The sequence below is a fragment of the Caballeronia sp. LZ019 genome (genome assembly GCF_031450825.1).
GTDB lineage: Bacteria > Pseudomonadota > Gammaproteobacteria > Burkholderiales > Burkholderiaceae > Caballeronia.
In genome coordinates this window covers 25,170-44,140 of sequence record NZ_JARTVZ010000002.1, presented here as the reverse complement: position 1 = coordinate 44,140, position 18,971 = coordinate 25,170, and the positions used below count along the sequence as shown (strand labels likewise).

Annotated in this window: 18 protein-coding genes and 1 pseudogene; 7 read left to right on the top strand and 12 right to left on the bottom strand. The window is 62.7% G+C overall.

The window, feature by feature from the left end; genetic code table 11:
* The first annotated feature begins 5 nt into the window (after window positions 1-5).
* Window positions 6-551 (top strand): thioredoxin family protein, encoded by a 546-nt coding sequence (locus tag P9255_RS03220; protein WP_309766692.1) that lies wholly within the window; start codon window positions 6-8, stop codon window positions 549-551.
* Here the strand turns inward: P9255_RS03220 and P9255_RS03215 are convergent.
* The 3 genes and pseudogenes from P9255_RS03215 to P9255_RS03205 form a co-directional block, all read right to left on the bottom strand.
* Window positions 552-1,953, bottom strand: a pseudogene (locus P9255_RS03215) (DUF6513 domain-containing protein).
* The gene (locus tag P9255_RS03210; protein WP_309766688.1) at window positions 1,932-2,531 is read right to left on the bottom strand and encodes a flavoprotein; all 600 of its coding nucleotides are present in this window, start codon (window positions 2,529-2,531) and stop codon (window positions 1,932-1,934) included. The pseudogene P9255_RS03215 and the gene P9255_RS03210 overlap by 22 nt, the downstream one beginning before the upstream one ends.
* On the bottom strand, window positions 2,528-4,549 hold the full coding sequence (locus P9255_RS03205) for a sigma-54-dependent Fis family transcriptional regulator (RefSeq protein ID WP_309789144.1): 2,022 nt from the start codon (window positions 4,547-4,549) through the stop codon (window positions 2,528-2,530). Before P9255_RS03205 ends, P9255_RS03210 begins: the two co-directional genes overlap by 4 nt.
* 314 nt (window positions 4,550-4,863) lie before the next feature.
* Between P9255_RS03205 and P9255_RS03200 the strand changes: the two genes are divergently transcribed.
* Window positions 4,864-5,334 carry a dihydroneopterin aldolase gene (locus P9255_RS03200; RefSeq protein WP_404980247.1) on the top strand — a complete coding sequence of 157 codons (471 nt, stop codon included), beginning with the start codon at window positions 4,864-4,866 and terminating at the stop codon, window positions 5,332-5,334.
* A 6-nt stretch (window positions 5,335-5,340) separates the two neighbouring features.
* Here P9255_RS03200 and P9255_RS03195 read toward each other — a convergent pair whose 3' ends face one another.
* From P9255_RS03195 to P9255_RS03155, 9 genes are all read right to left on the bottom strand, one after another.
* Complete coding sequence (locus P9255_RS03195) at window positions 5,341-5,730, bottom strand: hypothetical protein (RefSeq protein WP_404980246.1); 390 nt, start codon at window positions 5,728-5,730, stop codon at window positions 5,341-5,343.
* Window positions 5,731-5,810: 80 nt separating this feature from the next.
* On the bottom strand, window positions 5,811-6,320 hold the full coding sequence (gene fae, locus P9255_RS03190; protein ID WP_309766685.1) for a formaldehyde-activating enzyme: 510 nt from the start codon (window positions 6,318-6,320) through the stop codon (window positions 5,811-5,813).
* A 168-nt stretch (window positions 6,321-6,488) separates the two neighbouring features.
* The gene (locus tag P9255_RS03185) at window positions 6,489-7,334 is read right to left on the bottom strand and encodes a triphosphoribosyl-dephospho-CoA synthase (RefSeq protein WP_309766683.1); all 846 of its coding nucleotides are present in this window, start codon (window positions 7,332-7,334) and stop codon (window positions 6,489-6,491) included.
* On the bottom strand, window positions 7,321-8,295 hold the full coding sequence (locus P9255_RS03180; RefSeq protein WP_309789143.1) for a RimK family alpha-L-glutamate ligase: 975 nt from the start codon (window positions 8,293-8,295) through the stop codon (window positions 7,321-7,323). The genes P9255_RS03185 and P9255_RS03180 overlap by 14 nt, the downstream gene beginning before the upstream one ends.
* Window positions 8,280-9,266: a methenyltetrahydromethanopterin cyclohydrolase gene (mch, locus tag P9255_RS03175; RefSeq protein WP_309766680.1), complete on the bottom strand. Its 987-nt coding sequence runs from the start codon at window positions 9,264-9,266 to the stop codon at window positions 8,280-8,282. The genes P9255_RS03180 and mch overlap by 16 nt, the downstream gene beginning before the upstream one ends.
* Window positions 9,267-9,269: 3 nt before the next feature.
* Window positions 9,270-10,421, bottom strand: a complete 1,152-nt coding sequence (locus P9255_RS03170) for an ATP-grasp domain-containing protein (protein ID WP_309766679.1) — start codon at window positions 10,419-10,421, stop codon at window positions 9,270-9,272.
* The gene (locus tag P9255_RS03165; RefSeq protein ID WP_309766839.1) at window positions 10,421-11,350 is read right to left on the bottom strand and encodes a methylenetetrahydromethanopterin dehydrogenase; all 930 of its coding nucleotides are present in this window, start codon (window positions 11,348-11,350) and stop codon (window positions 10,421-10,423) included. Before P9255_RS03165 ends, P9255_RS03170 begins: the two co-directional genes overlap by 1 nt.
* A gap of 44 nt (window positions 11,351-11,394) precedes the next feature.
* On the bottom strand, window positions 11,395-12,417 hold the full coding sequence (locus P9255_RS03160) for a beta-ribofuranosylaminobenzene 5'-phosphate synthase family protein (protein ID WP_309766837.1): 1,023 nt from the start codon (window positions 12,415-12,417) through the stop codon (window positions 11,395-11,397).
* A 759-nt stretch (window positions 12,418-13,176) separates the two neighbouring features.
* On the bottom strand, window positions 13,177-13,551 hold the full coding sequence (locus P9255_RS03155) for a 4a-hydroxytetrahydrobiopterin dehydratase (protein ID WP_309766678.1): 375 nt from the start codon (window positions 13,549-13,551) through the stop codon (window positions 13,177-13,179).
* A gap of 372 nt (window positions 13,552-13,923) precedes the next feature.
* Between P9255_RS03155 and P9255_RS03150 the strand changes: the two genes are divergently transcribed.
* The 5 genes from P9255_RS03150 to P9255_RS03130 all read left to right on the top strand — a co-directional run bounded on the left by P9255_RS03150 (window position 13,924) and on the right by P9255_RS03130 (window position 18,958).
* The gene (locus tag P9255_RS03150; RefSeq protein ID WP_309789142.1) at window positions 13,924-15,735 is read left to right on the top strand and encodes a methanol/ethanol family PQQ-dependent dehydrogenase; all 1,812 of its coding nucleotides are present in this window, start codon (window positions 13,924-13,926) and stop codon (window positions 15,733-15,735) included.
* Between the two features lie 113 nt (window positions 15,736-15,848).
* Entirely contained in the window at window positions 15,849-16,232 is a 384-nt protein-coding gene (locus P9255_RS03145) for a c-type cytochrome (protein WP_404980286.1), read from the top strand.
* A 42-nt stretch (window positions 16,233-16,274) separates the two neighbouring features.
* On the top strand, window positions 16,275-17,192 hold the full coding sequence (locus tag P9255_RS03140) for a substrate-binding domain-containing protein (protein ID WP_309766674.1): 918 nt from the start codon (window positions 16,275-16,277) through the stop codon (window positions 17,190-17,192).
* Window positions 17,189-17,959, top strand: a complete 771-nt coding sequence (locus P9255_RS03135; RefSeq protein ID WP_309789141.1) for a hypothetical protein — start codon at window positions 17,189-17,191, stop codon at window positions 17,957-17,959. The genes P9255_RS03140 and P9255_RS03135 overlap by 4 nt, the downstream gene beginning before the upstream one ends.
* A 24-nt stretch (window positions 17,960-17,983) precedes the next feature.
* Entirely contained in the window at window positions 17,984-18,958 is a 975-nt protein-coding gene (locus P9255_RS03130) for a LysR substrate-binding domain-containing protein (RefSeq protein ID WP_309789140.1), read from the top strand.
* Window positions 18,959-18,971: the final 13 nt, after the last annotated feature.

Sequence of the window (18,971 nt, the reverse complement as noted above, 5' to 3'; positions counted from 1 at the left end):
ATCTCATGCCTACCGCATCCCCGACAGCGGACCGCGGCGCAATCGCGCCCGCATTCACGCTTCGCGCCACCGATGGCAGCACCCATACGCTCGACTCCGTGCGCGGACGTGACGGCCTGGTGCTTGTCTTCATCTGCAACCATTGCCCGTACGTGAAGGCGGCGCTGCCTCACCTGATCCGCGATGCGATCGATCTGGCGGCAATCGGCATCGGCATGGCGGGCATCAATTCGAACGATGCAAGCATTCACACTGACGACGCCTTTGATCGCATGATCGAAGTGGCGAGCGAATGGCGGCTGCCGTTCCCCTATCTCCACGATGAAACGCAGAACGTTGCGCGAGCGTACGGCGCGGTCTGCACGCCCGAATGTTTCGGCTTCGATAGCGCGCTGCGCTTGCGCTATCGCGGACGCATCGATGCATCGCGAAAGGAACCGTTACCTGACGCTCGAAGAGACCTGTACGAAGCAATGCGCGCCATCGCCGATGGCCGCGAACCCGATGAGCAATATCCGGCACTGGGCTGCTCGATCAAATGGAAGGGCTGACTAACGCTTCTTCATCGTCGGGCCGGGCGCATGCCACGCGGTGAGATCCTCTTGCGGCCGATCCACCTGGCATCCCCAGTCGAGCGGCTGATCCTGGTCGAAGCGCTTGCCGAGCTGCCACGCGATCTCCGCCCGCGCAAGCTGCACGCCCATGTAAAACGCATGGCCGCCATCCGATTCCAGCTGCAATTGCGGATAGAGCGCGAACGGATCGATATCGAGCCGATGTCCGTCGCGGTTATAGACGTGGATGCCTTCCTCCGAAACCTGAACGCGAAAGTTAGGATCACGAACGGCGGATGCGAGCGCGTCGATTTCATCGGCGCCATACGGAAACGGCCGCTTTGCATGCAGCGCCGACAGGTCGCCGGTGATGCCCTTCGGCAATGTCTGTGTTTCGCGCGCGGCATGCATCACACGGCGTGCGACGTCGGCTTCGCGCACCGCGCGGCGCGCATGGAGGCTGACCGATGTCGTCAGCACTGCCGCCACGCGCAACTCGGCGGCCATGCCCATCAGCACCGCATTGATGCCGCTCGTATCCGCTTCGGTCAGTTCGGTGACGTTGCCGATGCCCATCATGATCGCGACATCGGGATGACGCTCGCGAAGGTTGACATAGCGCGCGATGGAAGCGGCGAGCCCGAACGGAATCGGATCGAGAATGGGATCGGCGAGGAAGGGGCGATTGCGCTTCTGCATCGCGTCGATGGCCGCGTCGAGCGATGCCGTGTCGTGCGGCTCGCGCGGGACGAGTATCGGTGTGGACGCAGTTTGATCAGCTATCCATAACGTGTCGATGTTCAGGCTCATCAGATAGTCCGCGCCCGCCCGCGCACCGCGCAACAGCTCGTCGGCGACCATGGAATCGACGCTCACGCGATAGCCCTGTTCCCTGAGCATCGCCACTGCATCTTCGAGATGGGGAAACGGCGTCTCGGGCAGGCAGCCGATATCGATCACATTCGCGCCCTGTTTCGCATACTCGCGCGCGCGAGTTGCGATGCCGTCGAGGGCGAGGCGCGGCGCATCCACGATCTCCGCGAAAATCTCCGTCTCGTAACGGGACAAGTCCACATGCCGCGCCTCGCGTCCGAAGAACTGCGGCAGGTCCTTCACTTCCTCGGGACCGCGCTCGACGTTCACGCCGAAGTGCGCGCTGAGCGCATTGAGGTCGCCACGGCATCGGCCCGGCACGATCATGCGGCTGGTGCCGTCGGTGAGCGGCAGGGTTACTCGTCGAACGGATCATGTCGGCCGTCATCAAGCCCGCCACCTGCAGGCCGATCTCGCGCACCTCCCATGTGAACGGCGATGCCGCATCCGCAGGCGCGATGCCCTCCAGCACGCGATACAGGCTCTGCTCGGCGAGCCGGCCGGTCAGGAAGACGATGTGTTCCATGCGAGGCTGAGTTGCGTGAGCCGCCGATCGAGCGCGGCGCGCAGGTCATCGAGCGTATAGGCGACGGTCGTATGTTCGATGCGCGCAAGCCGCTCGACGTTCTCGAACTCGATCGCACGCGGGCGCACTTCGACCCATTCGCGCGGCGTCTGCGTGATGACGCTCGGCGCGGTATCGCATGCCAACACGATGCCCGGCACGCATTGCTTGCCCGCTTGTGCGAAGAGGTTCGTGGGCAACGTATCGGAGATGCCGAACGCGCACTTCGCGACCGTATTGCTGGTCGCGGGCGCGATCACGACGGTGTGGTAGTCGCCGTTGTAGAGCATCCCGACGGGCACGCTGCTCGCGCTGTTGTCGCGAAAGACCTTGAAGTGCTCGCGCAGTCTCTTGAGCGGCCAGCCATACAGCGGCAGCACTTCCTCGCCTGCCGACGAGAGAAAGAGATCGCAGCGCGGCAGGCGCAATGCAAGATCGATCGACTCTTCGATCATGTGACCGGACCCCGTCACGCACCACGCGAAGTGGGCATCGGGCTTGAATTCGTCGAGCCGGCGGGCGGGCGTCGGCTGCGTCATGCGTCGTGCGGCGCGGGTGAATCATGCGACAGCCGAATGTGCAGCCGATGCATCTTGCGATAAAGCGTATTGCGGCTGATGCCCAGCACCTTCGCGACATTGCTCACGTTCCAGCGATGTTCCTCGAGCAACAGCAGCACGGTCTCGCGCTCCTTCACCTGGATCGCGTTTAGCGCGCTCATTTGCGCATCGTCGGTGAGATGCGCGGGCGCAGGCGATGGTGCCGGACTCGCGGCCCGCGCGGATACGCCGCTCACGATCTCCGGCGGCAGATGCGCGCAGCGAATCTCGTTGCCATCGCAGAGGGCGATCGCCATTTGCAGCACATGCCGCAATTGCCGGATGTTGCCGGGCCACGGATAGTCGAGCAGCGCCTGGCGCGCTTCGGCGCTCAACGCCGGCGGATCTTCGGATTCGGTCTCGAGAATATGGGCGATGAGCGCCGCCGCATCGGCACGTTCGCGTAATGGCGGCAGATTGATTTCGATCCCGTTGAGCCGGTAGTACAAGTCCTCGCGAAACATGCCGTTCTGCACGAGCTCGATGAGATTGCGGTGGCTCGCGCTGATCAACTGGAAATCGACCTTGACGGTGGTTTCCGCGCCGAGCGGCGTCACCTCGTGTTCTTCGAGCACGCGCAAGAGGCGCGCTTGCAACGCGAGCGGCATGTCGCCGATCTCATCGAGGAAAAGCGTTCCGCCGTTTGCCTGCACGATCTTGCCGCGCCGGCCTTCACGCTGCGCGCCGGTGAATGCGCCCGCGCGATAACCGAACAATTCGCTCTCGATGAGATTCTCCGGCAGCGATGCGCAATTCACCGCGACGAAAGCGCCGCTCCCGTTCGGGCTGATGCTGTGCAGCGCATTCGCGAACACTTCCTTGCCGGTGCCCGTCTGCCCGCGCAGGATGATCGGAATCTTGCGTTGAATCACGCGCGCGGCAAGCTGAATTTGCGAGGCCATGCGCGGATCGCCGAATTCCAGATGCGAGAGCTTGTCGAGACGGCCTGTGTCCGCGGCATCGCGTGCGTCTTTGCGCGCCGGTTTCGCGCGGGTGTCGTTCATCAGAATGCGCGTTGCGCTCTTTGCGGCTTCGCGCGGTGTTTGCGCCGTGAGAAAGAAACGGCTGTTCGCTTTTGCGCTATAGACCGTGACCGGGTGAAACGAGCCGCGAATGCTGCGCGCGATCATGTCTTCCAATGTTGCGTTGAACGCTTCTTCGATGCGCTTGCCGCATAGCTCCGCCGGCGAGCGCAAGTCGAGCTGAAACAGCGCGCTGCGGCTTGCCGCCAGCACGATGCCCTCGTCGCTGACGGCGAGCTTGCCCGCGTGCAGCGTGCCGACGAACTCCGGCCTGCTATGGAAGTGGATCATGTTCGCGTGCCGGTAGCGCGCATCGATCAGACGATTTTCGATCATCTGCCGCGACATGCCGACGAGCACCAGCGAATGCTGCTGCAAGAGTTTCGAGCGGCTCGTGACATCGAGCACGCCGACCACCGCGCCGCGTTCGTCGAAGATCGGCGCGGCGGAGCAGGTAAGCGACGTATAGCGCGGATAAAAATGCTCGTGCTGGCACACGGCGATACAGTCGCGCTCGATGAGGCACGTGCCCATGCCGTTCGTGCCGGCTTCGCGCTCGCTCCATAGCGCGCCGACGCGCAGGCCATCGGCGGCGACGGCTTCGCCGAACGGCACCGACGACACCTGATGCACGATCACGCCATCGGCATCGACGAGCACGACCGCGAGTTCGGGGTCCGCGAGTTGCTGATAGAGCGTGGTCATCTCGAGCTTCGAGCACGCGATGAGATCGCTCGCGGCTTCGCGACGTTCGGTGAGTTCGCGCTGCGTGAGGACGGGCGGCATCACGAAACGGCCGGGATCGAGGTGGAATTCGGTGAGGCAGCGCATCCACGATTGCGCGACGGAATCGCTCGCGCGCCGTGAAGCCAGCGGGTTATTGACGATGTTCAGCACTTCCCGGACATGCGTATCTACGTCAGCAAGCGACGACATGGGGGCGTGTCTCCGTGGCGCCGCGTTCCGCCGCGCGCTCGCCGCGCGGCTTACCGACGCCGTATCCGTTGTGATTTCCGCTGGCGCTGCGGCTCGTTCTCCATTGCCGTCGTGCTGTTCGCCGCACGCGTGCGCGCCTCGTAGCCGGGCTGATGCTGTCGTTCGGACTCCCGGTTCTCAAAAACTGTACATCCTATGACGCATGTGTTCAATCGGTAGTCGCATGGGAAAGGCCTTTTGCGCCCGGTTTTTGCTTGGCCGTTACGGATTCCTTCGGCGTCGAGGCGCCGCAATCTCACGCGAGGCACCCCCACATGGGCCGATTCGATCCGATCCGCGAAGCCACAGGTAACGCCTTCGCCGAACAGCACGACGCCGCGATGGATATCGTTTATATCGACGGATTGACGGGGCAGACGGTCATCGGCATCGACAAGAGCGAGCTGCACGACGCGCAGCCCGTCCGCATGAGTCTCATGATCGGCGTGCCGTCGATTCGTGCATGCACCACCGATCACATCGCCGACACGATCAACTATGCAGCCGTGCGCGACGCCATTCATGCGCTGCTCGCATCGCATCGGCTGCAATTGCTCGAGGCGCTGGCGGAACGGATCGCGCAGATGGTGATTGCGGATTTCGGCGCGCACTGGGTGAAGATATCGCTGGCGAAACCCGCGAAATTCGATGACGTCGATGCGGTCGGCGTCGTGATCGAGCGCCGGCGCGCGTGGTCGGCGACGACGGGTCTCGGCTGGATCGGGCGCGGATACGTCCCGCAGTAACGCAGCTTATTTGTTGGCCGACGCGCGCTGCACGATGCCGCAAGCCTTGAACGCATCGCGCTGCAGCTCGCGGAATTTCTTCGTCTGCGCCTTTGCGCGATCCACGCGGAATTCTGCGCCGCCTTCGCCGCCTAGCGTCGCATACTTGGAGAAGGTGGACTGCTCGACGAAGTCGTCATAGTTGAGCACTTTTGCGATCCTGTCGATCGCGCAGGAGCACTTGTAGACGTTCACGAAGTCGTGCCCGTTGTCGTCCATGCAGCTCAACACGTATTCGACGCGGCCCTCGGTCGGATAGTCGTGTCCTTGCGCGCCCGCGCCGTACGAATGCGGCGAGAACACGGAGACTAGCGAGAGCGTGACGAGCATCGTCAGCGTGCGGCAACGTGAAATCATTCGATGAGCCTCGCTTTATCGTCGATGATGAACGGCCGGTGCCGCACGACGCGCACCGGCCGCGAGACAGGTCACATCGCTCAGGACGCCGCGAACGGATGCGCGACCGAGCTCTTCTTCGCTACGACATCGGCCGCTTTCGGTTCGCCCGCGACGGCGCGCTGAATCGATTCCCGCGTCGCGCGATAGTTGAACTCCTGAATCTTCTTGTCGTCGGACGCTTCCCAGTGGATGAACACGCCGACGCAAATGAACAGGTCGTCGGCTTCGTCCGCGGGAATGGTGCCGTCCTCCACGCTGTCGGCAACGGCGAGCGCCACCGCATGCTGTGCGGGTCCGAACATCTGCACGGCCTGCTTCGCGCCCTTGATGGTCACCTTGTTGAAGAGAATCGTGTTCGGCTTCGTGATGAGATTCGGTGCGACCACGGCCAGCAGCGATGTGAAGCCATCCTTGTTGTTCGTGAGCGCGTGGCAGAACGCCGTTTCCGCAGCGGAACCTCGCGGTCCGATGATCAAGTCGATGTGTGCGACCTCGTTGCCTTCGCCGACCAGCGACTCTCCTATCAGGACGCGGTTGATCTTGGCCATGCTGTTCCTCCAGTGATGAGTGGTTCTTGGGACGACCGACTTGCTCTCTTCGCTCGCGAGGGCATGAGTGACCGCGCAAGGCTCGTTGAAAAACGGGGCTGCATAACCGCGCACTTCCTAAACATGATCCGTGCCACTTTTTGCGGGGTACGTGTCGCGTCTTTTCCATCACGCGGTCATCAGCGCGACGAACATCGTCGCCACGGCAAGGTCCGCGCTCGTGCCCGGATTGATGCCGCGCGCCTTGAGCTCGGCGTCCCATGCAGCGAGTTTTGGATCGTCCATCGGCGCTCCGGCAGCCAGCCAGCGCGCGCGATGCGCGGCGGCATCGCGCGTGACACTTTGCGCCATCGCCGCGCCTTGCCTGCGCACTATGTGCGAGTCGGGCAGCGCGGCAAGGAAGCTAAGGAAGATCCCTAGTATTGCGGTGTTTTCTTCGATGTTCGCCCGTTGCGCTGCATCGAAGACGTCCGCGAAGCCGTTGGCGTACTGTCTCGCGATGCTGTCGCGATCCGCGGCAAGGGACATCGCTGTGCGCAGATCGATGGTCGGCGCTTCATGCACCGATTGCTCGGGCGCGTCGCCGAGACCGCCTGGATTCGCGATGGCGATCGCGCGATAGGCGAGCCGCGCATCGTCGATATCGAGCGATGCAAGCACATGCTCCGTCTGTGCGCGCCATTGGCCGGTGCCGATGTCCGCATCGCACGGCAGGCGTTCGAGCGCGGCGCACAGCGGCGCGGCAAGCAGCACGATGCCGAGATTCGTATTGCAGGCGACCGCATCGAAGGTGCGGCGCACGGCATCGAGAATGCGCGCGCCGACGCTTGCGCCCGGCGTGAACAGGCCGGCTGCGGCCGTGCCTGCGCTGATGATGAATTGCGCCGACGTCATGCCGTGTCCCGCGCTCGCGATGCTCACGTTGCCCGGTTTCGCCGTCTCGACATCGAGCCGGCATGCCTGCAAGAATGCTGCACGTGCGCGTCGTTCTCCCGATGACTCAGGCGCGTTCATGGCCGCTCGCAAGGGTCAGCGCGGTCAGCGCCCGTTGCGATGCGGCGAGCTTGCCGTCGAGCAGGTCATCGGCGAGCAGCGTCGCGATATCGAACGACGTCACCGATTGCAGCCCGCGCCACGCCGCCACGCCGTTCACTTCGAGCACGAGCGGCCTGTCGCCGGATGCCGCGGAAGCAATCAGATCGACGCCCGCATAATCGAGCCCCAGCGCCGTGCTTGCGCGCACCGCGATATCGGCAAGCGAAGGCGTGAGTTCGGCGGCCTCACACTTCGCCCCGCGCGCGAAGTTGTGAATCCAGCCGTCGCCGCCGACGCGCTTCATCGCCGCGACCGCCCGCGTGCCGATCACGAGCACGCGCCAGTCGAAGCCGTCGAAGCCCGATGCGCCGCCATCGACATAACGCTGAAGATAAGCCACTTCGTTGAACGCCCGGAGCGACGGCAGCGGTTCGCAGGCGTCGTCGCCGAGTAACTGAAGGCCCTTGCCTTGCGATCCGAACAGCGGCTTCATCACGACCTTGCGGCCCGCCGCACGTTCGCGCATCAGCACACGCTGCGCGAATGCGGTCGATTCACCGGCCCACGTCGCGGGCATCGGCACGCCATAGCGGTTCAGCAGAAAGCTCGTCATCGACTTGTCGACGCTGCGTTCGATGGCGCGCGCATCGTTATAGACCGGTACGCCGCATTCACGCAGCGCATGCAGGACGCCGAGCCGCAGCGTGACCTGCTCGAACGTGCCGCCCGCGATGCCGCGCACGAAGACCGCATCCGGCAGCGTGCGGCCGAAGCCGGGAATGGCGAGACCATGCGGTTTCCATGTCGTGTCGATGCGGCAATCCGCGAGATCGACGCAACGCGCGTCCACGCCGCGCGCGCGGAACGCTTGTCTGAGACGGCTCGTGTGCCAGCCCCTCTCGTCGGTCATGATCGCGATGCGTGTCATCGTGCCTGCCATTGCGCGTCGAGCAGCGCCTTGTTCAACTTGCCGCCGTGATACGTCGCGCCGCTTTCGAGGCTGGAGACCCACGCTTCGGCAGGCGCAAAGAGCGCCGCATCGATCTGATAGAAGTCGTAGTTGAAGGACTTGAAGATTTCCGCGAACGGCTCGCCATAGTCGCGCGCATTCGACGATGGCAACTCGGCCGCGAGCTTCTTCGCAACCGCATCGCGCTTCACGGTGAGATGCACGCGGCCGCCGTAGAGAATCGCGTCGTTGGTGCGGCCCATTGCCTGCGCGCCATCGGGCGCGGGCGGCGGCAAGGGCGCATTGCCGCTCGCTGCGACGATCTCCTTCAGATCGACGCCGAGCACATGCGTCTTGTGCAACGCAACTTCGACGACGCGTGCAACGACCTGCACCGTCCCCGCGACAGATTGCGTCGGTGTCACCGCGACGACGAGGTTCGCCGGTGCGAGTCCGCAATCGTTGAGCACCTTGTCGATGACCACTTGCGGCGGCACGCGATCCACTTCCATGACGAGCGCGCCGCGATCGTGACGATCGCGATAGCCGAGCTCATCGAATAGCGGCTCCTTGCACGCGAGCGCGCGCGCGGGACCGGAGCCCAGCGAGAAGAACTTCTTGCCGCCCGTTTGCTCCTTCGTCGCTGAAAGGCTCCAGCCCGCGTATTGACTCGCGAGGCAAGCGAGCACCGGATTCGACGCGTGCACTTCGATGAAGCTGGGCCAGAGCGGCGCCGCATCGAGGGCGATGCGCTGCGTCACGTCTCCCAGTCCGCCCATGCAGATGCGCGCGATCAGGAGGCCTGCTTCGACGCTGCCTGCCGCGTTCACGCCGGCATCCACGATGACGGTCCCGGCCGGCGTGCGAGTGATGCCTACCTGAAGGCGTTCCGCATGATCGATGAGCTGTTTGACGAGCGGCTCGCTGAGTGCGTTGACGCTGAGTGCGGATGTCGAGGTCATGAGCTAGTTGGCATTGATGCGTTGCAGAAGACGCGCACGTTGACGATCCAGTTCGATGCGCAAGGCATCGAGCGTGGATGCCGTCGCGGTGATGGTGCAGACCGGCATGCCCGCCTCGATGCGCGCGCCCGGCGATGGTACGTCGTGACACGCGGAATCGGCGAAACAGGCGTCGCTGAAAGCGGTCGATACGGTGAAGCCGTGCGACGCGAAGACCACGCGTTGTCCCGCGATCATCGGCGGGGGATGCTTCCATGTGGCCGTATGCGGCAAGTCGCCGTCGAGACACGCCTCGACGTGCGCGCCGATCAGGCCGCGCGGCCACGCATCGGGCCATGCGGTTTCATACAGCGCCATCGTCGATGAAGGGCGCGTGTTGATTTCGAGCACCTGGAACGTATCGTCGTCGAGCAGAAAGTCGATGCTGTTCAGTCCCGTGAGGTCCGTTTTCCAAACGATGGTTTCGATTGCCTGAACGATGCGTTCGGCGATATCGCGCGGCAACATGATGGGCCCGAGCGATCCCGCATGCACGAACGGCAGGTTGCCCGCCGCGACCGTAAGTTGCTCCGCGAAGCCGATCACCGTCGCTTCGCGGTGCGCGGCGACGAAGAGCGCCGACATGGAACGGCCACGCGAAAAGCGCTGAAAATAGGCGTCGGCGTGAAGATGATCGACGTGCTCCGCCCACGCGATATGCGTCCCGCCGCAGCCATCCGAACGTTTGACGAGCCATCCGCGCGCATCTTCCGGCGGTGTGAAGCGCACTTCCGGATGCGGAACGTGCGCTTCATTCAACAGCGCGAAGAAGCGCCGCGGATCGCGCACGGTCTGCGCCTGCGCGCCATTGCCGATGAAGCGCGGCACACGCGGCGCGCGGCTCAGTTCCATCGCGAGCGGTTCGAGTCCGCTCGTCACGATGAGGCCGAGCATGCGCGGCAGGCGTGCGGCGCATTCGAGCGCGTCGTAGAGGCGCGTGCGATCGATCGACAAGCCGTCGCCGCCGATATCGAGCCACATGTCGGCGTGCGCGCGCGTGTCGCGATCGCCGAAGATATCGAGCGCGACCACGTCGAGTCCCGCACGCTCGGCCGATTGTGCGAGCAGGCGCGCGGACAGACCCGCCACCGCAACGCGTGGCGCACGCGAGGCCATCACGCGTCCTGTCCCGCGACGATGACGCGCGCTTCGTCGAACGCTTCGGGAAAGCCCAGATAGACCGGCTTTCCACCGGTTCGCATGCGCAAGAAGAGCCGATGCTCCGCCTGGTACTTCACGTTGCCGATCGCGAGCGCGCCGATGCCGATCGCATCCGCACGCGCCGCGCCTGCGAGCGGCTTGCCGTCGTCCATCACATGAACGCCGGCGATGCCTTCGGGCGGCACGGCGTTGACATCGGCGGCGATCAGCAGGTGTTTCGCATGGGCCAGATCGGCGGCGGTCATCACTTGCACGCCGGCTACGGCTGTTGCAAAGACGATCTCCGCGCGCGCAAGTTCGCGGTGCAGGTGCTCGGGCGTCCCCGTGGCGACACCCGATGTGGCGATGTCGAAGCGCCGGTTGATCTCGTCACTGACTTGCGTCGCGCGTGACTGGCTTGAATGGCTTGCGACCGCGACATCCGCGCCGAGCGATGCGGCCATCGCCGCGGCCACGCGCCCGACCGCGCCGGTGCCGCCGAGTATCAGCAGGCGCTTGCCGTCGAATCCGACGTTATGCACGGCCTTGAGATGCTTCTCCGCGAGTGCGACGAGCGCGGCGGCTGTCGTATAGGCGCCGCTCGGATCGGCGAAGACGGAGACTTCGAACGGCGGCACCATGGCGTTGCGCGCGCGTTCGAGCATGTCGGCGGCGAGCATGACATCGCGTCCGCCGAGGAAGATGCCAGTGCGCGATACGCCCTTCGGTCCACGCGAGAAGATGGCGTCCTGGGTGAGTTGCACGACGCTGTCGATATCGACGTTGCAATATGGCACGACGATCTGATAGCCGGCATCGGCCGCCATGTTGACATCGAACGGACTCATCTGCGGCGTGCTCGTGAACATGTGCAGGACGTAGGGTCTTTCGGTGGCTTCGGGCATGGTCATGGACTCGTATCGATGGGGGGAGTGCGTGTGCGTCGCGGTCAGGCGGCATCGGCGCCGCGGTGTCGATGGTCGGCGGCGCGCCATGTTGCACCGCGATTGCGGGCGGTCGTGATGGAGCACGCGAGCGGTGCGTTGCGCGCAGCCTGTCGCGCCGTCACGAGGGCGCGTTCGGCGTCTTCGGCGCTTGCAAGAAACGCGAAGCCGACTGGTCCCCATGACGTCTGGCCGATACCGGCTTTCTGTTCGGCGGCGACGGCTTCGAGTGCGTGCGCGACGGCGGGGCTGGCGAAGAGGCCGCCTTGCACGGGCGCGAAGTATTCGCCGATGGTCTGCTGCATGATCGTGATGGCGCTGGCGAAGGTATCGAAATCGCTTTCCGCTACGGCGGGCAGGATTTGCATCAGCACGAGATGCGAGAGGTGTGCGGCGAGCGCTGCGGGAAAGGGCGCGAGTGCGGCGAGCCCGCGTTTTTCCGCGTCGCCGTGGAGTCCTTCGCGCGACGTGTCGTCGATGAGCAGGATGCGCCATGCATCGGGGAACGATTGCCGTGCGATGAGGGGCGGTAGTGTCGAGGCGTTGTTGCGTCCGCCGTCGACGATGAGTCCGCCGTGATCGAAGCCGTGAATGCCGATGCCGGAGCGCGCGCCACGGTGCAGGATGCGTGCGATTTCGGCCGTATCGACGTGATGGCCCGTAATGCGGGCGAAGGCTGTTCCTACTGCGAGCGCGAGCTGCGTGCCGGAGCCCAGGCCGGTGTGGGGACGCGGTGTTTCGTGGACTTCTATGTCGACGTGGCGCGATTCGTTCAGCGCTGCCTTCAGTTGTTCGACGTGTTCCCTGATGCGGTCGTGCTGGGCTTGGGTTGTTGTACCTTGTATTCGGGTTGCTTGCTGCGATGGCTTTGCGGTGATCCTCGTATCGTGGCCTTCGATGGTCAGGCCGACGCTGCCGAACGAACGCCCCAACGATCCGTTTGGATCGATGAAGCCCAAGTGCAGCCGGGCCGAGGATGAGACCGTGATCGCACGGCGCGGCGATAGGCGAGGGTTTTTGAGTTCCACAGATTCGGTCGGGGTTCTTTTACTGGCGCCGGGGTCGAGGGTTTGGGGTTTAGGCAAGAGATGTACCAATTTTTCTGCGGTGCGGTTGGTTTCTTTTGCGTTGCGCTTCGATGCACTGACTCGGGTGATCACTTCGTAGAACACCGGTGGCACTCAGCTTGACAAAGCCTTGAATCACCTTCCACGCCCACTGACTACTTGCGTCCTCCGAGTCCCTTGGCTCGTGAGCACCAAACGAACGCCACACGCTACGCATCATCGACACTCAACTAGAAGCCAAAGCCAAGGCTAAAGCCAAGGTCAAGGTCAAGGCCACGGCCAAGGGCGAGGCCGAGACGGAGACAAAAGCAAAAACGGGAACGGAGGCAAACTCGAACGCTGCGATGAGTTCGCAAGGCGCTGAAAGTTGATGATGCAGAGAACTCGTTCACCTTGTTTGCCAGGGTGGCGCCGTGAGCCTTTGCAGACTGGTGGTGTTGTCGAGCCAAGGGGCTCGGAGGACGTGAGTAGTCAGTGGGCGTGGAAGGTGATTCAGGGCTTTGTCAAGCTGAGAGCCACCGGTGTTCTACGAAGTGGCCACGCAAGTTAGTGCATTGTGCGGTTCGAAAGAAAAGTTGCTTTCTTTGGTTACTTTCTTTGCATGGGACCAGAGTAAGGCGCTAAAGCGCCAACTCTGGTCGACAGCAAAGAAAGTGACCCCCGCCCCGGGGAGGGGCGCGCCAATAGACCGACACGAATACAAGCTCACCGAAAGAGACCTTAATCGTACTTGATATAACGAAACCGCTGATCCCCGGAGGGAGTCCCTTCGAGCGGCCCGCCGTCCCGCGCCGGCTGCCACTGCACGACCTCCTCGATCTTGGCAGCAAGTGCAAAATCCTTATCGGTGATCCCTTTAGCAGAATGAGTCTTGAGCTTAACGACAACAAATGCATAGGACACGGTCAGATCCGGATGATGCCAGGCTGCTTCCGCGAGATGCCCGACGGTATTCACGACCATGAGCGTGCCTTTCCACCCTTCGGTTCTGAACTTGCGTCTAAGCCATCCATCCTCGAAATACCAGTGAGAAAGCGGTCCGGTGAGCCGCTCTTGCACTTCATCGTCGGAATAGACCTTCTCGGCTGAAGTCATGGCGATGCCTCGCTAAGCAGGAGAAACATACGCGTCCAGTATGCACGCGCGCCGCAGGCGAAGGCAAAGAAAACCCTGCTGCAACGCGTCAAGAACACAAAGGCGCCCAGCACAGAACAAAGCAAAGAAATTCGCGTATTTGACACAGTATGTCTCACCGTGACCCGCGTGCACGCGCATAAAACAACTACGACTCGGTAACACCGAGACCGCAACAGACCGGCATGGAATATGCAAACGGCCCCGATACGCAAGCGTCCGGCAATGAATCGGGCAAAGCGCAACGCGTTACCTGCATCCAGAAGGCGCGCACGATGCAAGCCGGTAGCGTGGTCATCCCTGGGTCGGAGGCATCATCATTCTGGAGGAGACATGAACTTACGCACCCTGGTTCTTGGACTGGCGGTGGTCGCGACGGCAAGCCTGAATTCCTATGTGGCCCAGGCCGATCCGCAACTCGACAGCCTCATCAAGAATCCCTCGAATTGGGCGGCGCAAGCGGGCGATTACTCGAATCACCGCTACAGCACGCTCAAGCAGATCAACGAAAGCAACGTCGGCAAACTACAGGTCGCCTGGACCATGTCCACCGGCGTGCTGCGCGGTCACGAAGGCTCACCGCTCGTCATCGGCGAAACGATGTATATTCACTCGCCGTTCCCGAACAAGGTCATCGCCATCAACCTGAAAGACCAGACCTTCATCTGGCAATACCAGCCCAAGCAGGATCAGCAGGTCATCTCGGTGATGTGTTGCGATACCGTCAACCGCGGTCTCGCCTATGGCGACGGCAAGATCTTCCTCCAGCAGGCCGACACCAAACTCGTCGCACTCGACGCAAAGACCGGCGACGTCGTATGGACCGCTCAGAACGGTGACGCCAAGAAAGGCGAAACCAATACGAACGCACCACACGTATTCGGCGACAAGGTCCTGACCGGCATCTCCGGCGGCGAGTTCGGCGTGCGCGGCCGGCTCATCGCATACAACATCAAGGACGGCAAGGAAGTCTGGAAAGCCTATAGCACCGGTCCAGACGATGAAATGCTGCTCGACCCCCAGCAAACCATGACCTGGTCCGACGGAAAGATGACGCCGGTCGGAGCGGACTCTTCGCTCAAAAGCTGGCAAGGAGATCAGTGGAAATACGGCGGCGGCACCACGTGGGGCTGGTATGCATGGGACCCGAAACTCAACCTTGTCTACTACGGCACCGGCAATCCGGGCACCTGGAATCCGACTCAGCGCCCCGGCGACAACAAGTGGTCCATGTCGATCTTCGCTCGCGACCTGAACACGGGCAAGGCGAAGTGGGTTTATCAAATGACGCCGCACGACGAATGGGACTATGACGGCGTCAACGAAATGATCCTGTCGGACCTGAACATCGGCGGCAAGAAGGTGCCCGCCATCGTTCACTTCGATCGCAATGGCTTCGGCTATACGTTGAATCGGGAAAGCGGTGAACTGCTCGTCGCGCAGAAGTACGACCCCGCAGTGAACTGGGCCGACAGCGTCGATCTGAAAAGCGGTCTGCCGATTCGCAATGCAACCTACTCGACCCAAAAGGCCGGTCCCGATGTCAACGTGAAAGGCATCTGTCCCGCAGCCCTCGGTTCAAAGGACCAGCAGCCCGCCGCATTCGATCCGAACACGAGCCTCTTCCTCGTGCCGACCAACCACGTCTGCATGGATTACGAGCCGTTCCAGGTCGATTACGTGTCGGGTCAGCCGTTCGTCGGCGCAACGCTTTCGATGTATCCCGGCCCGAACGAAAACGGTTCGATGGGCAACTTCATCGCGTGGGACGCGGCCAAGGGCAAGATCACCTGGTCCAAGCCGGAACGGTTCTCGGTGTGGTCCGGTGCGCTCGCAACGGCAGGCGGCATCGTGTTCTACGGCACGCTCGAAGGCTACATCAAGGCGGTTCGCATCAAGGACGGCAAGGAGCTGTGGAAGTTCAAGACGCCGTCGGGGATCATCGGCAACGTGTTCACCTACCAGTACCAGGGCAAGCAATACGTCGGCGTGTATTCGGGCATTGGCGGCTGGGCCGGCATCGGCATGGCGGCAGGTCTCGAGAAGTCGACCGAAGGCCTCGGCGCGGTCGGCGGCTATAAGGAACTGGCCAAGTACACGGCGCTCGGCGGCACGCTGTTCGTGTTCGCCATCCCCGGAGGCTGAGGCCACGTAGGAAGCGCAAGAGTGGTAAAGCGCGGCGGCAAGACGCGCCGCCGCGCACAAATCATATTCAAGGAGACAAGCGCATGAAAGGCCGATCACTTTTGTTGCTTTCGATGGCGCTCGCTGCGTCGTCCGTTTCGTCTGCCGAGACCGATCCGGGGCAGGTGAAGCCGGTGGCGTACAAGGTCGTCGACGGCAACAAGGTCGACAACGATACGCTGCAAGGCTGGCGTACATGGCGCGCGCTTGCATGCGAACGCTGTCACGGCGCAAAGCAGGAAGGCATGGTCGGCCCCTCACTGGTCGATGCATTGAAGACGCTCGACAAGAATGAATTTCATCGAACCGTATTCGGCGGGCGCGTGGATAAGGGTATGCCCGACTTCAGCGCAAGCCAGATGATGCAAAAGAATTGGGAGAACCTGTACGCGTATCTGAAGGGACGTTCAGACGGCAAGATCAATCCGGGCGACTTGCATGCGATAGATGCGAAGTAAGCACGTCGACGTTCGATGACCGCGTTCACTCCCGGAGGCTTCATGCATCACCGTCATGCCAGCGGCGCATTGTTCCGATCGTTGCGGTTAGTGACCGCATGTTTTGCGGCGCTTGCCGCACATGCCGCGCTTGCACAGGGCGCGGGCGCTCCGCCGCCCGATCTGCCGAACAACGACGGCGCCGATGGTGTCTTGCGCGTATGCGCCGATCCCAACAACATGCCGCTCTCGAATGACAAGGGCGAGGGCTACGAGAACAAGATCGCGAGCCAGATGGCGAGTGACTTCGGCTACAAGCTCGAATACACGTACTTTCCGCAACGCATGGGTTTCGTGCGCAATACGCTGCGCCAGAAGGTGCCCGATACGGAACGCTTCAAGTGCGATCTGATCATCGGCGTGCCCAAGGGCTATGAGCTTACCGCGACGACGCGGCCCTATCTCCATTCCACCTACGCGATGGTGCTTCCGAACCGGCCCGAGTACGAAAGCATCAAGACGCCCGCGGACCTCGTCAACTTGCCGCCCGATCAACTCAGGAAAATGAAGCTCGGGATATTCGTCAAGAGCCCGGCAGTGGACTGGCTGCTAAGAAATAACCTCATCGATCAGGCTGTGTCGTATCAGGGGCAAAGCGGCGATCCCGAGGCTTTTCCCGGCGAGATGATCGAGCGCGATCTCACTCGCGGCAATGTCGATGCCGCCTTCGTCTGGGGCCCCATCGCAGGCTATTTCGTGAATCGCTCGGACAACAAGGTGCGGCTCGTGGCCTTTCCGCCGCAGCCGGGCATTCGTTTCGATTTCGAAATTTCAATGGGCGTGCGCTATGGCGAAAAAGCCTGGCGCGATAAGGTCGATAACTGGATCGCTTCCAATCAACCGAAGATCGATCAGATACTGACGGGCTACCAGGTCCCCTTGCTGCCGCTGCAGCCGATGCAACCGGCACAAGTGCAATGAAGGGCGCGCATGCAACACTTCGCGCGCTGCTCGCGGCGTGGGCCGTGGCTGCCGGTGCGGCGACGAATGCACTCGCCGCCGATGCGCCGCCCGCGTCCGCGCCAAGTCCCGATATCGCGCCGGCCGAGCGCATGCTTTTCATGCAGCCGCATATGACCGGCGTCGATGCGATGACGGAGCTCGATTACGCCGTCGACTATTCCGGTCCGCCTGCGAAGGTCAGCGACACGGTGCGCGTGCTCGTGATGAGCCCCGGCAATGCAAAGAACGATGCGCGGCTGACGGATCGCACGGGCAATGTCAACGTGCCGGGCGGCCTGCCATGCAATCCGGTCATCATCTATTTTCTCGAGCACGACATCGCGGAGATGCAGCAATTGACGGGCGGACAGAAGCGCTATTTTCAGCAGCGCGTACGCCTCGCGCTCGCCGCTGGCCCCGCGATCATGCCAGTCTCCGGCGAGACGCTCGGCCTCAAGAACGGCAAGAACGTGAACGCGCGGCAGATCGTGATTCAGCCTTACCTCAACGATCCGAATGCTGACCGCTTTGCGCAATACATCGGCAAGCGCTACACGTTCGTCGTTTCGGATGACGTGCCCGGCAGCGTGGTTCTCATTCGAACGGAAGTGCCCGGCGCGGGCAACGATTTCGCGCATCCGTTGCAGAAGGAGACCATCGCGTTTCAGGGTGCGCTCAAGAACATCTCTCCGCCGCCTGCAGGTGCGCCCGTCAAGACGGGAAACGCGCCGCGCGCGAGCCGCTGACCGGTTCGATGCAGCGACCCGCGCATGAACTTCGTCCGTTCCCTCACGCTGCGTCAGCTTCAGATCTTCGTGATCACGACGCGCTGCCCGAGCTTCGCGCGTGCCGCCGAAGAACTGCATCTGACGCAGCCGGCCGTATCGATGCAGATCAAGCAACTCGAGGACGTCGTGGGCTTGCCGTTATTCGAGCGCGTTGCGCGCAGGCTCGCGCTGACCGAATCGGGCGAGAGGCTGCAGCATCATGCGAGCCGCATCCTCGGTGAAATCAAGGACGCGGATGACGCGATGATGTCGCTCAGGCAAGCCGATAGCGGATCGATCGCGGTGAGCATCGTCAGTTCGGCTACGTATTTCGCGCCGAAGCTGCTCGCGCTCTATTCACGGGAATACCCGAATGTCGATGTGCATTTTTCGGTCGGCAACCGTGAGACATTGCTCAGGCTTCTGCAAGACAACGCGACCGATCTTGCCATCATGGGGCGGCCGCCGCCCGAACTCGGGACGACGGCGGAGCCGCTTGCATGGCATCCGCATGTAATCGTCGCGCCGCTCTCGCATCCGTTGCGGCATGCGCGACGCTTCGACCTGCAGGAACTCGCCAGCGATACCTTTCTGCTGCGCGAACCGGGGTCCGGCACGCGCGCCGTTGCCGAGCATGTGTTTCGGCAGAATCTGTTCGTGCCGACGCGCAGCGTGACGCTCGGAAGCAACGAGACCATCAAACAGGCTGTCATGGCGGGCATGGGCGTGAGCCTGATTTCGCTGCACACGCTGGCGCTCGAACTGCGCACGGGCGAAATTGCGGTGCTCGATGTGAACGGCACGCCGGTCGAGAGAACATGGCAACTCGTGCATTCGCGTTCGAAGCAATTGTCGCCGACGTGTCTCGCGTTTCGACGTTTCCTGCTCGAACATGCGGAGTCGTTTCTCGAGCGCGAGTATGCGGAGTTCGGCCTTATGCGTCCAAAGCGTCTTGCCGATGCGGAAAGCATTCGATGACCGTATCGCCGAC

Excerpts from the sequence above, each read along its gene's own strand:
- P9255_RS03220 (WP_309766692.1), top strand. The coding sequence starts at position 6 with ATGCCTACCGCATCCCCGACAGCGGACCGCGGCGCAATCGCGCCCGCA.
- P9255_RS03210 (WP_309766688.1), bottom strand. The coding sequence starts at position 2,531 with ATGACGCAGCCGACGCCCGCCCGCCGGCTCGACGAATTCAAGCCCGAT.
- P9255_RS03205 (WP_309789144.1), bottom strand. The coding sequence starts at position 4,549 with ATGTCGTCGCTTGCTGACGTAGATACGCATGTCCGGGAAGTGCTGAAC.
- P9255_RS03200 (WP_404980247.1), top strand. The coding sequence starts at position 4,864 with ATGGGCCGATTCGATCCGATCCGCGAAGCCACAGGTAACGCCTTCGCC.
- P9255_RS03195 (WP_404980246.1), bottom strand. The coding sequence starts at position 5,730 with ATGATTTCACGTTGCCGCACGCTGACGATGCTCGTCACGCTCTCGCTA.
- fae (WP_309766685.1), bottom strand. The coding sequence starts at position 6,320 with ATGGCCAAGATCAACCGCGTCCTGATAGGAGAGTCGCTGGTCGGCGAA.
- P9255_RS03185 (WP_309766683.1), bottom strand. The coding sequence starts at position 7,334 with ATGAACGCGCCTGAGTCATCGGGAGAACGACGCGCACGTGCAGCATTC.
- P9255_RS03180 (WP_309789143.1), bottom strand. The coding sequence starts at position 8,295 with ATGGCAGGCACGATGACACGCATCGCGATCATGACCGACGAGAGGGGC.
- mch (WP_309766680.1), bottom strand. The coding sequence starts at position 9,266 with ATGACCTCGACATCCGCACTCAGCGTCAACGCACTCAGCGAGCCGCTC.
- P9255_RS03170 (WP_309766679.1), bottom strand. The coding sequence starts at position 10,421 with ATGGCCTCGCGTGCGCCACGCGTTGCGGTGGCGGGTCTGTCCGCGCGC.
- P9255_RS03165 (WP_309766839.1), bottom strand. The coding sequence starts at position 11,350 with ATGCCCGAAGCCACCGAAAGACCCTACGTCCTGCACATGTTCACGAGC.
- P9255_RS03155 (WP_309766678.1), bottom strand. The coding sequence starts at position 13,551 with ATGACTTCAGCCGAGAAGGTCTATTCCGACGATGAAGTGCAAGAGCGG.
- P9255_RS03150 (WP_309789142.1), top strand. The coding sequence starts at position 13,924 with ATGAACTTACGCACCCTGGTTCTTGGACTGGCGGTGGTCGCGACGGCA.
- P9255_RS03145 (WP_404980286.1), top strand. The coding sequence starts at position 15,849 with ATGGCGCTCGCTGCGTCGTCCGTTTCGTCTGCCGAGACCGATCCGGGG.
- P9255_RS03140 (WP_309766674.1), top strand. The coding sequence starts at position 16,275 with ATGCATCACCGTCATGCCAGCGGCGCATTGTTCCGATCGTTGCGGTTA.
- P9255_RS03135 (WP_309789141.1), top strand. The coding sequence starts at position 17,189 with ATGAAGGGCGCGCATGCAACACTTCGCGCGCTGCTCGCGGCGTGGGCC.
- P9255_RS03130 (WP_309789140.1), top strand. The coding sequence starts at position 17,984 with ATGAACTTCGTCCGTTCCCTCACGCTGCGTCAGCTTCAGATCTTCGTG.